We start from the raw sequence: 13,046 nt of genomic DNA, 5'->3' as shown, positions 1-13,046 counted from the left end.
GTACGACTCCCCTCATACGCCTTCCCGGTGGTATCCCATTGTACGGGAGTCCCGTCATCGGTTTGTCGGAGGGAGGCTGGAGCGTGAACGTCTTTGGCATGAGAACGGCAGTGGAGGGCTACCTCGCGACGCTCCGACGATCGCTGAGGCCGCAGCGCACCATCCTGCGCCTGCCTAGGACCCTCTTTGGCAGGGTTCGTGTGGTGGACACCACCCAGGCGGGTCGGCCCGTGCGCATCCTGGAGGTCGATGGCAGCTGGCAGAGCGCGACGTACCTGGACGAGGGGTGGGCAGACCTCGCCTTCCCCTACCACCAGCTCTATGACGTGGCGCTTGGGCACCTGTGCCCCCGGCGCGTCCTCATGCTGGGGGGTGGCGGCTATGCCTATCCCAAGCACCTGCTCATGCTGCTGCCCGATGTGCAGGTGGATGTCGTAGAGGCAGATCCCGCCATCGTGGAGGTGGCCCACCGGTACTTCCTGCTCGACCGGCTCGACGAGGCGTGCGGTGGTCGCGATGCGCAAGGACGGCTGCGCACGCTGGTGGCTGATGCGCATGACGTGCTCGAGCTGGGCGCGCCCGACAATCCAGCCGCACGCTGGGACCTCATCCTCAACGACGTGTTCGCGGCAGAGGAGCCACTGCGTACGCTCGCGACGCCGGATGCCGCGGCGCTCATACACAGGCTCCTCGACCCATCTGGCGCCTATCTTGCCAATGTCATCGGGGCCCTTGAGGGTGCACACGCGCGCACGCTGCACGAGGTCATGCACAACCTGGAGACCGCCTTTGCCCACGTATGGGTGATTCCCTGCAGTCCCGATAGCCCCACCTGTGAGGACAACAACGTCATCGTGGCAACGGACGCCGCCTGGGTGCCGGAGGGCGCCTGCCGCCGGTGATGCTCCTCCACCTGCCCCGCGCCTCGTGACACGGCAGCGTGCGCGCATTTGAGGGAGGCGCCCCATCCTCGCGAGCGCAATGGGCCGCCTCCCGGGCGCCTGTCCCTGTCTGCCTACTCGACCCGATTGCTACGCGAGCATCTGGGCGAGGTCCTCCTCCGGCGTGGCAATGGGAGCCAGGTCGAACTTCTCCACCAGGGTGCCAAGCACGCCCGGACTCACGAACGCAGGCAGCGTGGGACCCAGCTTGATGTCCGTGATGCCCAGGTACAGCAGGGCCAGCAGGTCGGCCACGGCCTTCTGCTCGTACCATGAGAGCACGATCGAGAGCGGCAGCTCGTTGACGCCGCAGTCAAAGGCCTTGGCCAGGGCGAGGGCGATCTCCACGGCGCTATAGGCATCGTTGCATTGACCCACGTCGAGCAGGCGGGGGATGCCATCGATATCGCCCAGGTCGAGGTCGTTGAAGCGGTACTTGCCACAGGCGAGCGTGAGCACGACGCAGTCATCGGGAATCCGCTTCACGAGCTCGGTGTAGTAGGTACGACCGGGCTTGGCGCCGTCACAGCCCCCCACGAGGAAGAAGTGCCTGATCTTGCCTGCCCTCACGGCATCGATGACCTTGTCGGCGATGGAAAGCACCGTGCCATGCGCAAAGCCGGTGGTGACGGTGGTGCCACCATTGATGCCCGTCAGCTGTACGTCGTGGTCGTAGCCACCCAGCTCCCTGGCCTTCTCGATGACCGGCGTGAAGTCCTTGGTGCCGTCGGCTGCCTGGGGGACGTGCACCAGCTCGGGGTACGAGACGACCTCGGTGGTGAAGACGCGGTCCGCGTAGGAGGGACGGGGCGGCATGAGGCAGTTGGTGGTGAAGAGGAACGCCGCCGGAACGTTGGCAAACTCCCTCTGCTGGTTCTGCCAGGCGGTGCCGAAGTTGCCCTTGAGCTGAGGGTACCTCTTGAGCCCGGGGTAGGCGTTGGCAGGGAGCATCTCGCCATGGGTGTAGACGCTCACGCCCGTGCCCTCGGTCTGCTCGAGCAGGAGCTTGAGGTCGCGCAGGTCGTGGCCGGAGATGACGACGAAGGGACCCCTCTCGACCTTGAGCGAGACCTCCGTGGGCTCGGGGTTGCCATAGGCCCCGGTGTTGGCGGCATCGAGCAGGCCCATCACGTCGTGGGAGAGCTTGCCCACCTCGAGGGCGAGGTCGAGCAGGGCGGCACCGTCGCTCTCGGTGGCGAGCGCCGCAAGGGCCCGCACGAAGGTCTGCTGCGCCTCGTCGCTCACGCTGCCCAGCATGCGGGCGTGGTAGGCGTAGGCCGCCGCGCCCCGCAGGCCAAAGAGGACGAGCGACTTGAGTGAGCGCGTGTTCTCATCATCGGCCCACACCTGGCCAAGGAGCAGGTCCTCGACGGGGTCGATGCCCGCCCGGGCGGCGAGGCGTTCCTTCTCGGCACGGAGCTCGTCGGTGAGGGCGCGCACGGCCTCGCGCGAGAAGTTGACGTTGGTGATGCAGGTGAAGAGCCCGCGTATCACGAGCTCGTCCGCGTGGGAACTCCGCGTGCCTGCGGCAAGGCAGGTGCGCGCCAGGCCAACGAGGGCGCCCGTCAGCTCGTCCTGGTCGAGTGCCACGTCAAAGGGCTTGCCGCAGACGCCGGCGTTCCCCGTGCAGGCAACGCCCCGCGCGGTCTGCTCACACTGGTAGCAGAACATCTTCTGGTCCATGATCATGCTCCTCTCCTGGCGCGACATCCCCTTGCGCCGTATGGTCTGCCCATCATGCCAGCGCGTGGGCCTCCCATACGTCGCATTTGCAACATAATGGGAAGCCCATATGTGGGGTCGCCGCACAAAGTGCACACGCAATGTGCCACGCGTCACGTTTGCCCTGTTGGCATGTATGCACGATGGTGTAACAATGCGTTGTGTGTGCACTTTGGGAGGGGCTCTAGACTATGAGCCGCACCGGCACACGGGAGGACGAGAAATGAGTGACGAGGACGAGCAAGCCAGCAACACAAGCGAGCAGCCGCTAGGCCCAACGTTCCACAGCGGCTCCGTGGTCATGCGCGGAAAGATGATTCCAGAGGGCGCCGGGCACCAGAACATCCTGCGCTCTGGGGACGACATGGGGTGGCTCCATGAGGATCCATGGCGCGTGCTGCGCATACAGTCGGAGTTTGTGGACGGATTCGATGCGCTGGCCCAGCTGGGACCTGCCGTCTCCATCTATGGATCGGCGCGGACCCAGGCGGATGACCCAACCTATCGGGCCGCGCGCCGCTGCGCCAATCTCATTGCAGACAACGACATCGCCGTCATCACAGGCGGCGGTCCCGGCATCATGGAGGCGGCCAACCGAGGTGCCGCCGAACGCGGCGGCACCTCGGTGGGACTCGCCATCGAGCTGCCCTGCGAGGAGGCCGTCAACCGCTGGGTCAACCTGGGCATGAACTTTCGCTACTTCTTCGTGCGCAAGACCATGTTCGTCAAGTACTCGCAGGGCGCCGTGGTGTTCCCCGGTGGCTTTGGCACCATGGACGAGACGTTCGAGCTGCTCACACTCGTGCAGACGCACAGGACGGCACCCATGCCCATCGTGCTGTTCGGCAGGGACTACTGGCGGGGTCTCCTGGGGTGGATGCACGGCACCATGGCCGTGCGCGGGACCATCTCACAGGCGGACATCGAGCTCGTTCACGTGACGGACGACCCGGATGAGGCGGCACGCGTTGCCATGAGCCAGATCTCCCGCGTCAGCACAGAGGAGGCATGATGACCTACCAGGCAGCCATCTTCGATCTGGACGGTACCCTACTCGATACCCTCGAGGACCTCTGGGGCTCCGTCAACCACACGCTGCGTGCGCACGATATGCCCGAACGCAGCAGGGACGACGTGCGGGCGTTCTTGGGCAACGGCATGCGCACCCTCATGCACCTGAGCGTGCCTGCGGGAACCTCATCTGAGGTGGAGGCACGGTTGCTCGCCGAGTTCAAGGAGCACTATGCCGTCCACAGCGCCGACCACACGGCCCCCTACCCCCAGGTCGTGAAGCTCATCGAGATCCTCGCGGGCGAGGGCGTGCGCCGCGGCGTGGTCTCCAACAAGGGTGACTTTGCCGTACAGGATCTGGTGGAGCGGTACTTTCCCCGCATGTTCGACGTGGTGGTGGGCGAGCGCGCGGGCATCCGACGCAAGCCGGCACCGGATACGGTACTGGCCGTGACGAGGAAGCTCTCCGTAGGCGTGAATGACGTGATCTATGTGGGCGACTCCGAGGTCGACCTCGAGACGGCCGCCAACGTGGGATGTGCGTGTGCCGCCGTCTCGTGGGGCTTCCGCGACCGCGACTTCCTGGTTGCTCACGGGGCCACCCTCATTGCCGACACCACGGAGGAGCTGGCCGAGGCCATCCTCATGTAGCGGCACGGCAGGGGGCTGGCATACAAGCAGGCGGTGGGGCAGGGCCCCTGTGGTTCGCACGTTGCCCTTACCCCATGCTCCACCGCTGTCAACCGTAAGACGTCCGCCCGAAGCTCCGGTACGCTTGCCAGACCATTGCTCCCCTGCCCTGGGACGCGCAGGATGGAGGAGTAGAATCCTCTCAAGGCGAGGGTTCGCTCCACAAAGGCTCCTCCCCTCACATCTATCCAGGTAGTCCCTTGGGAGAAAGGACACGCTATGGGAAAGAAAGCCGCTGAGGCACTCGACATCGATTACGATGATCTGGCCGACTACCTGCACGCCCATCACTCCGTGTACATGCAGGTGGACAGCGATGTCTACTACCTCACGGATGCCAACTACGAGGCATGGCGCGCACAGGACACCAGCCTGCGCAACTCCAAGAACCACTTCGTGGACTGCAGCGACCTCGTCAACACCGTAGACGAGTTCCTTGCGTTGCCCTTCGTGAATGGCCAGACCATCAAGGACGTGTTCTCCCACGCAAGGTTCTACGAATCAATCAAGGGCGCCAAGGAGTCATAGGGCCCAATCGCAACGTAGTGGAGCAGGCGGGACGCCCCCGGACGTCCCGCCGTTCGTATGTCACACGACGGGCGTCCCCTATGCCTTGGGCACCTGGGCCTCGCGGCTCTCGGACACCTCGGTGTCCTCGTCGTCCTTGGTAAAGCCCTGCTCCAGCATGGGAATGAGCATGCGATAGGAGTTCTCCGTCGAGTTCTGGCGTGGCGAGCGCTTGGCATAGCGGTGCACCGCGCCCGTTGACTTGACAACCGACACGAGCGTGCCGGCACCAGCCACACAGCCGCCAGGACACGCCATGCCCTCCATCAGATAGCCTGGATACTTGCCCTTGACCGCAGCCCTCATCATCTTGCGACAGTCCTCGAGCCCCTCCGCGCCGACGATGTTGACCTCACGCTCGGGGTAGCGACGGTGAATGGCATTGACCACGGCGTTGGCGACGCCACCAGCGACGGCGAAGTCGCGGCCATCACGACTCGCGACGTCAAAGTCACTCTTGTTGTCATCCTCGAGGGCGAGGTAGTCGATCTCCCGCGCATCCATCATGCCGGCCATCTCCTCGAAGGTGAGCACGAAGTCCACCTCGGAGCGCACGCTCTTGCGCATGGCCTCGAGCTTCTTGGCCGAGCAGGGTCCCACGAACACGATCTTGGCATGGGGGTGCTGCGTGCGAATCATACGCGCCGTGAGGGTCATGGGCGTGAGGGCCATGGAGACGGTGTCCGCGTACTCGGGGAACTCCCGCTTGGCCATGACGGACCAGGCCGGGCAGCAGCTCGTTCCCATGAAGGGAAGCTTGTCGGGCACCTCATCCAGGAAGTCCTCGGCCTCCTGCACGGTGCAGAGATCCGCGCCGAGGGCCACCTCCTCCACGCCGGAGAAGCCCAGCTGCTTGAAGGCCTCGCGCAACTTGCCCACGTTGCCCTTGCCGCCAAACTGCCCCACGAACGACGGCGCCACGGCGGCGATGACCTCCTCGCCATGCTGGATGGACCAGATGACCTGCGCAATCTGGCTCTTGTCGGCAATGGCGCCAAACGGGCAGTTCACGAGGCACATACCACAGCTCACGCACTTCTCGTAGTCGATGTCGGCACGGCCATGCTCGTCGGAGCCGATGGCGCCCATGCCACAGGCCGCGGCACAGGGCCGCACGTGATGGTGGATGGCCTCATACGGGCAGGTGCGCTCGCACATGCCACAGTGGACGCAGGCGTCCTGGTCTATGTGGGCCCGTTTGTCCACAAACGAGATGGCCTGCTTGGGACACACCTCGCGGCAGGGGTGCGCGAGACAGCCCTGGCACATGTTGGTGACCTCGTACACGTTGTCCTGGCAGGCATTGCAGGCGAACTTGATGATGTTGATGAGCGGTGGCTCGTAGTACGACATGTTGTCGATCTGCGCGTTGTTGAAGCCGTCCGAGATGCGCTGCGGCCGATCCACGCCCTGCAGCGGCAGGCCCATGGCCAGGCGAATGCGCTCGCCGATGATGGCACGCTCCAGGAAGACGCTCTCGCGGTAGGTGGCGACGTCGCCAGGAAGGATCTTGAAGGGCAGCTCGTCGAAGGCATCGTCGATGTCGGCATTGGTCATGGACGAGTCCTCGCCCGCCTGGTAGCAGACCTTCGATACCTCGCGAAACACATCGCGACGGATTTTCGTAAGGTTGGTGTAGACCCCCCGCATGGTGCCAGGCATGGCGCATGTCCTCTCACTTGCACGGGCCAACAGGCACCGCGTCATTTCCCCTCCCCTCATTATGGGCCAACTCCGCGGGCATGGCGAGGGAGGAAATGGGGGAGGCACCAGGCACGGGGGGCAAGACGGCCGCACCCGCATCCCGTGCCCCGTCAGAACGCCGCGTAGACGAACTGCACCGGGCCGTTGAGCCCCGAGAACAGCAGGAACCATGCGATCATCAGCACGAGGGCCACAGTGAGCACGCCAGCGGCCACAGCCAGCTGCAGGGGGTGGCGTTCCGACCACGCCAGCGCCAGCTCCCTGCCACCGGACAGGGGATGCCGCTTTCGGAGGAGCCGCAGCGGCGCGGCGATCCCGCTCACGAGGACGCCCCCTCGCCTGCGGGCTGCGTCGCGTCGGGCGAGGAGAGCCCCGCCGGCACGCCCCGGTCACCGCCGCCCAGGAAGGCGTCGTCCCGGCCCTTCATGAAGTCATAGAAGGCCTCCTCGATGCGTACCCAGCCCACCCAACCGGGATGCACGGTGTCACAGAGGAAGTACGGCTCATACTCGCAGCTGGAGAAGTCCGCGTACGAGACGCCCGCATCGTTGCAGACCTCGCGTATACGCTGGTAGTAGTACTGGCGCACATCCTTGCCCACACCCGCATGGTCATACCACGTTCCGTGCAGCGGCACGATGCACACGAGCGGATCGAGCCCGCTCTCATGGCACACCTGCAGGAAGCAGGCAAGATCGTCGTATTCGCCGCTCGCCTCGTCAAACGTCTGGTGCCATTCGGCATCATAGTTGGCGTTGCGACGCCAGAACGAGTCATTGATGCCATACGCATTGGTCGTGGACATCTGCGCACCCTCTGACCTTCCCTTGGCAAGGAGCGTCGGCCAGTCAGGCTCGCCGTTGTCCCTTCCCGCCAGTTGGTCAGCATTCTTGCCTGTGCCCAGGCCGATGACGTTCGCGAGCTTGCCGCGCAAGGAGAGCTGGTCGGCCTGATAGTAGAGGAGGCCATTGAGCGCATCGGCGGGCGTGTCCCTGTTGGCGGCAGCCACCTGTCCTGCATCCACGCCCAGCTCGAGCACGCGCTGCCGCACGTAGTCCTTCGTTCCGTCAGAGATGGTGGGATTGTCACAGAACTCCTGGTAGAGCGAATAGCTGAACTTAGAGGGGAACTTGCCCTCCTGTCCCGACCCACGGAAGAACCACTGGGGAGAGACGATGATCATGACCTTCTTGTCCTGCACCTTGTTGGCATAGGCACCGGCGGCGATGGCCTGCCACAGGCTCTGGTCGAACGCCTCGCCCACATAGGTCATGCCCATGTCTGCACAACCCTCCCCGAACACCGCCTGCGGGCAGGTGGGCACGGTGTCCTTGGAGATGTAGAGCTCCGAGGAGCCGAAGACGAGGTGGCTGCCGGGGGCCATGTTGCTCGTGACGAACGAGCTGCTCTCGGACTTGCCACTGGCATAGACATAGTCATAGAAGCGCCAGCTCGGAGCGGGACCCATGGCGGGCAGCGCCGCGATCATCACGACAAGCGCCACGGCGGCAACGACAAGTCCTCCGCACACGCCCACAAGCAGGTGCTTGCCAGGGCCCATGTCGCCCAGCCGCATGCGCAGACGCCCTCGCATGCTACAACCTGCTTGCTACCTGGGCGATGATCTTGTTGACTGTGTTCATCTCCTCGCGTGGGAGCTCCGTGGGAGCGATGGAGACGCCAAACTCGTCCTCGATGCCCACAAGCAGCTCCACGGCAGCCATGGAGTCGAGCATGCCACTCTCAAAGAGGTCGTCGTCACGATGGTCGCGCACGGCAGCGTCTTCGCAGACCTCCTCCATGAGGTCGAGCATACGAGCCTCAAGCTCACCTGCGGAAATCCTCTCAACCATTGAGTGCCCCTCCCACCAGAAACGAAACCTGTCCCGAGAACAGCGCAAAGCCCATGAACACCAGCTGCATGGTCACGAACCATGACAGCATGGTAAGCCAGACGGCGTCCCGATGCGCCTTGAAGAACGCACTCCTATGATAGGCCTCGGTGACGGCCATGAGCACGCCATGGTAGAGGCCGTAGCCGATGTAGTCGATCGTGACGCCATGCCAGAACCCCATGAGCAGCATGTTGACGATGAGTCCCACCTGCGCCGTACGCAGGCGCCCCTTCGTGCCCTTGAACACACGATGCCTCATGAGCACGCGCGTGATACGCATGAACACGAAGTCGCGCAGCCAGGTGGAGAGCGTGATGTGCCAGCGGTTCCAGAAGTCCATGGGGTCGCTCGCGAGGAAGGGCGCACGGAAGTTGCGTGGCACGCGTATGCCCAGGCAGTAGCCCACACCCATGGCCATCATGGTGTAGCCTGCAAAGTCGAAGAAGAGGTAGAGGCCGTACTGGTAGCAGATGACGACCTGCTGCCAGAGCTCCTGCCATACAGGGCCCGTCCCCCAGGGCACGAGTGCATAGCCGCGGTGCACATAGGCGGCGATCACCATCTTGTAGGCGATGCCACCCAGGACGAGCAGGATGCCGCGAGCCAGCATGCCCGCATACTCGTCGCGTGGGATGCGTCGGTGGGCATCGGCCACGAAGCGACGGCTGCGGTCGATGGGGCCGGAATCAAGCTCGAAGAAGTTGAGCAGGAAGTAGAGCTGGTCGGCAAGGGAGAGGCCATCCGACGTGACAAGGCCGTCGTGCGTCTCCATGAGAATCTGGATCGACTTGAACGTGGCATAGCTGATGCCCACGAAGCCCATGAGTCCGGCGGGCGTAAGGGACACCGTGAGCTTGTAGGTCACGAGCGGGGCGCAGGCGAGTGCCACGGACGCATAGAAGCGCGGCTGCGACTGCGGACGCGCCATGAGCCAGCGCGTCATGCCAAGAGAGAGCACGAGAAAGACGGCCAACGCCACTGCCTGGTCGGGATGGCCCCACAGCAGCAGGACGAGCAGCACAAGGGAGGAAGCCATGCCCCAAGGGGCGAGCGGACGCCCCGTGAGGCCCAACACCGCCGCGACGAGCACGACGACGACCAGGATGGCGAAGAAGCTAGGTACACCAAAGAGAACCATGGCTACCCCTTGCGTGCCGCAAGGGCCGCGCGATCCACCTTGCCGTTGGCAGTGAGCGGCAGCTGGTCGAGCACACGAACGGTACGGGGAACCATATAACCTGGCAGGTGCTGGCCCAGGTACCGCTTGACGGCGCGCGCGAAGTCGGTGATGGCTGTGGGGGCAGCCTCCTTCCCCCTCGGGCACGGATGTCCCTGGTCCAGCACCACGTAGGCGCGCAGACCATACACGCGTCCCGAACGGCGCGTGGGAACGACCACGGCCTGGCTCACACCCTCCATCTGCTCGAGGCACCCCTCAATCTCCCCCAGCTCGATGCGGAAGCCATTGAGCTTCACGAGCGAGTCCATGCGCCCCTCGCAGAAGAGCGTGCCATTCTCATCCAGGTGTCCCACATCACCCGTGTGGTAGCCGCGTACGGGCGTGCCGTCCCCGCACCTGGCATCGAAGAACGCCTCCGCCGTCTTTTCGGGGTTGCCATAGTAGCCCTTGGCCACGGTGTCGCCAATGATCACGATCTCGCCGGTCGCGCCGGGCGCAAGCGGCGCGCCGGTCGCCTGGTCGAGGATGCGCAGCTCCGTGCCTTCGCGCGCATGACCCACGGGAAGGGATTCCGCACCCATGAGCGCCACATCATCGATCTCCGCATAGGTGACGGCCACGGTGGATTCCGTGGGGCCGTAGGTGTTGGCAACAATGGCGTGCGGAAAGCGCTGGCGCAGCTTGGCCGCCGTCGCATGGCGGAGCTCCTCCCCACAGAAGAGGAAGAGCCTGAGCTTGGGCAGAAGGTGTTCGTCAAAGGTCCTGTCCACCAGACAGAAGTCCGCGAACGAGGGCGTGGACACCCACACCTCCACGTCCGAGGCGGCAAGGTCCGCAAAGAGGGCACGGTAGTCGCCGGACATGTGGTCGGAGACGGCATGCAGGCAGCCACCCGTGGAAAGGGCCCCGACCAGCTCGTACTCCGAGAGGTCAAAGGAGTAGTGCGCCTGGTCCAGAAAGACACGGTGGCCATCGCGCACCACCGGAAACGTGCGCAGCCAGTGCATGAAGTGCTGGACATTGGCAGCAGAGACCTCGATGCCCTTGGGGCGGCCCGTCGAGCCAGAGGTAAAGATGATGTAGTTGGTATCCTCGCCACGCACCCACCTGCCCTCGGGCGGGACGGGAGCCTCCCAGGGGGCATGGGCCGCCGCACGGGCATCGATCAAGGTGCTCCCAGAGAGCTCGGCGGAGAGTTTGGAGGGAACATCGACGCATGCGAGGAGCGTGGGCCGCTCGATCTGCGAGGCGATGTCGTGCACGCGCATCGTGGGCAGCTCGCAGTCGACGGGCACGAAGGCATGGCCCGAGAGCAGGCAGCCCAGGAAGCTGGCCACCGCGAGGGCGGACTTGTCGCAGTACACGATCACGGGCGCACGGCCACCCGTACGCTCCCGGAGTGCACGGGCAACCTTGCAGGCGTCTGCCCACAGCTGGCCATACGTCACCTCTGGGCGACACGCGGCACGATAGGCCGTCGCATTCGGGGTGGCCTCTGCCGTGGCCCTGACTCGTGCGAGCAGCTCGTTCGCATGCGTTGCTGGGTCTGCCGACAAGGCCTCTTCTTCCGCTAACCCCGTATCTCGTAGCTGCGCCATGAATCCCCCCACTAAACCCGTGCGCGCGTAAGGATAGCCCACTGGGCAGGGACCCATTGGGGTAGGGCCGCCCGACCCTGTGCAAAACGACACAACGTGCTCACCCCACATCACCCCTAGACAGCAGCTCGGCGGACGTCGAAGGTGTCCCTCTGTCGGAAGCCCGGCACGAAGGAGCCCGCAGGCGTCCATGCCCCCTGCGAACTCGAACCAAGCCCCCAAGGAAGCCCTTGAGGATGATAACATGGCGCAGAAGGTAGATCCCAGTAGACGATGCGCTCATTCGTCCATGCCCGGCCTTCTTCGCAGACGCTTGACACTCGCACGCGCATGCTTCCCCTCCAGGCGGCGGCGTACCGACGCGCGTGTGGGCTTGGTCGTGCGGCGCACCGTAGGCGGCCGCGCGCGGCGCTTGAGCTCCGCGTGGATCTTGCGCAGGCACGACTGGCGGTTCTGCAGCTGGGAGCGCTGCTCGCGGCTCACCACCACGATGCCCGTAGGCACGTGCCGCATGCGCACGGCGGAGTCTGCCGTATTGACGCCCTGACCGCCGGGGCCGGAGGCGTGGAAGGTCTCCACGGAGCACTGGGCAGCCAGCGCGCGCCCGTCAAGCCGGGCAAGGCGGGCATAGTCGCGATGGGTCAGACGTTGGTGGGACTCCCCCATGGTGCGTTCCTCCTCCCAAGCCCCCATGGCCGGCGCTCCCGGTACTGGGGTACTGGTTTACAGTATCTCACCCACAGGCGACGAAAAAGGTGCTGTAATAGAGATGGCAATGGTGTCCTTGCACAGCGCAGGACCCAAGGAGTCAGTCCTCGACGAAAGGAGCCACAATGGCTGAGAATGACGGACGTATGCACCTGGTGATCGTGCGCCATGGCGAGAGCGAGTGGAACCTCAAGAACCTCTTCACCGGTTGGACCGACGTCGACCTCACCGACACGGGCCGCAAGGAAGCCACAGCTGGCGGCAAGGCGCTGCGCGAGGCTGGCTTTGACTTCGACGTGTGCTACACCTCCCTGCTCAAGCGCGCCATTCACACGCTGAACATCGTGCTCGACGAGCTCGACCGCGCATGGCTCCCCGTCCACAAGACCTGGCGCCTCAACGAGCGTCACTATGGTGCCCTCCAGGGCCTCAACAAGGCCGATGCCGCCGCCGAGCATGGTGAGGACCAGGTGCTCATCTGGCGCCGCTCCTTCGACGTCCGCCCGCCCGCGCTCACGCCCGGCGACGAGCGCGATCCGCACGTCCAGGCCATGTTCCGCGATGTGCCGCAGGAGGACCTCCCCTACTGCGAGTGCCTCGACGACACCATCAAGCGCGCCTGGCCGTACTTCGAGCAGGAGATCAAGCCCCAGCTCGAGGCGGGCAAGCGGGTACTCATCGCCGCACACGGCAACAGCCTGCGCGCCCTCTACATGCAGTTCGAGCACCTCACGCCCGACGAGATCCTGAAGGTCAACATCCCCACCGGCGTCCCCCTGTCCTACACCTTCGACAAGGGCTGGAACGTCGTCGACAAGCACTACATCGGCGATCCTGAGACCATCGCCAAGAAGATCGAGGCCGTCGCCAACCAGGGCAAGGCCAAAAAGTAGACAACCATACAGAGGCCGAGCCGGAGGGGCGTCGCTGGTGCGGCGCCCCTCTCTTTTGGCTCGGGTGATTGCCACGCACTGCCCCTCTTCTCCCCTGTGGACGCCCTTCCCACCCGTGTGGGTGTCTTTTGCCGCGT

12 protein-coding genes and 1 pseudogene are annotated in these 13,046 nt (G+C 64.7%); 5 read left to right on the top strand and 8 right to left on the bottom strand.

Features of this window, described 5'->3' with window-relative positions; translation table 11 throughout:
• The first annotated feature begins 83 nt into the window (after window positions 1-83).
• Window positions 84-902 (top strand): spermidine synthase, encoded by an 819-nt coding sequence (locus tag HMPREF1316_RS00600; protein WP_021724959.1) that lies wholly within the window; start codon window positions 84-86, stop codon window positions 900-902.
• A gap of 129 nt (window positions 903-1,031) precedes the next feature.
• Here the strand turns inward: HMPREF1316_RS00600 and hcp are convergent, their stop codons facing one another.
• Window positions 1,032-2,624, bottom strand: a complete 1,593-nt coding sequence (gene hcp / locus HMPREF1316_RS00595; protein WP_021724931.1) for a hydroxylamine reductase — start codon at window positions 2,622-2,624, stop codon at window positions 1,032-1,034.
• A 262-nt stretch (window positions 2,625-2,886) separates the two neighbouring features.
• On the opposite strand from hcp, the gene HMPREF1316_RS00590 reads away from it, so the two are divergent.
• The 3 genes from HMPREF1316_RS00590 to HMPREF1316_RS00580 all read left to right on the top strand — a co-directional run bounded on the left by HMPREF1316_RS00590 (window position 2,887) and on the right by HMPREF1316_RS00580 (window position 4,892).
• Window positions 2,887-3,675, top strand: coding sequence for an LOG family protein (locus HMPREF1316_RS00590; protein ID WP_021725011.1), 789 nt, complete (start codon window positions 2,887-2,889; stop codon window positions 3,673-3,675).
• Window positions 3,675-4,325 (top strand): HAD family hydrolase, encoded by a 651-nt coding sequence (locus tag HMPREF1316_RS00585; protein WP_021724932.1) that lies wholly within the window; start codon window positions 3,675-3,677, stop codon window positions 4,323-4,325. Before HMPREF1316_RS00590 ends, HMPREF1316_RS00585 begins: the two co-directional genes overlap by 1 nt.
• A gap of 258 nt (window positions 4,326-4,583) precedes the next feature.
• The gene (locus HMPREF1316_RS00580) at window positions 4,584-4,892 is read left to right on the top strand and encodes a hypothetical protein (protein WP_021724925.1); all 309 of its coding nucleotides are present in this window, start codon (window positions 4,584-4,586) and stop codon (window positions 4,890-4,892) included.
• Between the two features lie 78 nt (window positions 4,893-4,970).
• Here HMPREF1316_RS00580 and HMPREF1316_RS00575 read toward each other — a convergent pair whose 3' ends face one another.
• The 7 genes and pseudogenes from HMPREF1316_RS00575 to HMPREF1316_RS00545 form a co-directional block, all read right to left on the bottom strand.
• Window positions 4,971-6,593: a 4Fe-4S dicluster domain-containing protein gene (locus HMPREF1316_RS00575; RefSeq protein ID WP_021724994.1), complete on the bottom strand. Its 1,623-nt coding sequence runs from the start codon at window positions 6,591-6,593 to the stop codon at window positions 4,971-4,973.
• Between the two features lie 152 nt (window positions 6,594-6,745).
• Window positions 6,746-6,958, bottom strand: coding sequence for a hypothetical protein (locus HMPREF1316_RS00570; protein WP_021725018.1), 213 nt, complete (start codon window positions 6,956-6,958; stop codon window positions 6,746-6,748).
• Window positions 6,955-8,229, bottom strand: coding sequence for a D-alanyl-lipoteichoic acid biosynthesis protein DltD (gene dltD / locus HMPREF1316_RS00565; protein WP_084620782.1), 1,275 nt, complete (start codon window positions 8,227-8,229; stop codon window positions 6,955-6,957). The genes HMPREF1316_RS00570 and dltD overlap by 4 nt, the downstream gene beginning before the upstream one ends.
• Before the next feature lies 1 nt (window position 8,230).
• Window positions 8,231-8,488 carry a D-alanine--poly(phosphoribitol) ligase subunit DltC gene (dltC, locus tag HMPREF1316_RS00560; RefSeq protein ID WP_021724949.1) on the bottom strand — a complete coding sequence of 86 codons (258 nt, stop codon included), beginning with the start codon at window positions 8,486-8,488 and terminating at the stop codon, window positions 8,231-8,233.
• The gene (dltB, locus tag HMPREF1316_RS00555; RefSeq protein ID WP_021724948.1) at window positions 8,481-9,668 is read right to left on the bottom strand and encodes a D-alanyl-lipoteichoic acid biosynthesis protein DltB; all 1,188 of its coding nucleotides are present in this window, start codon (window positions 9,666-9,668) and stop codon (window positions 8,481-8,483) included. The genes dltC and dltB overlap by 8 nt, the downstream gene beginning before the upstream one ends.
• Before the next feature lie 2 nt (window positions 9,669-9,670).
• Entirely contained in the window at window positions 9,671-11,266 is a 1,596-nt protein-coding gene (gene dltA, locus HMPREF1316_RS00550; RefSeq protein WP_021725019.1) for a D-alanine--poly(phosphoribitol) ligase subunit DltA, read from the bottom strand.
• Between the two features lie 321 nt (window positions 11,267-11,587).
• Window positions 11,588-11,887, bottom strand: a pseudogene (locus tag HMPREF1316_RS00545) (peptide chain release factor-like protein); the annotation flags it as partial.
• A gap of 254 nt (window positions 11,888-12,141) precedes the next feature.
• Between HMPREF1316_RS00545 and gpmA the strand changes: the two are divergent.
• On the top strand, window positions 12,142-12,909 hold the full coding sequence (gene gpmA / locus HMPREF1316_RS00540) for a 2,3-diphosphoglycerate-dependent phosphoglycerate mutase (RefSeq protein ID WP_021724955.1): 768 nt from the start codon (window positions 12,142-12,144) through the stop codon (window positions 12,907-12,909).
• Window positions 12,910-13,046 lie beyond the last annotated feature (137 nt).

Origin of the sequence: Olsenella profusa F0195, from assembly GCF_000468755.1 — a bacterium.
In the GTDB taxonomy this organism is placed as follows: Bacteria; Actinomycetota; Coriobacteriia; order Coriobacteriales; family Atopobiaceae; genus Olsenella_F; species Olsenella_F profusa.
Note: the sequence above shows the minus strand (reverse complement) of the source record. Positions and strands in the feature narration are given on the sequence as shown.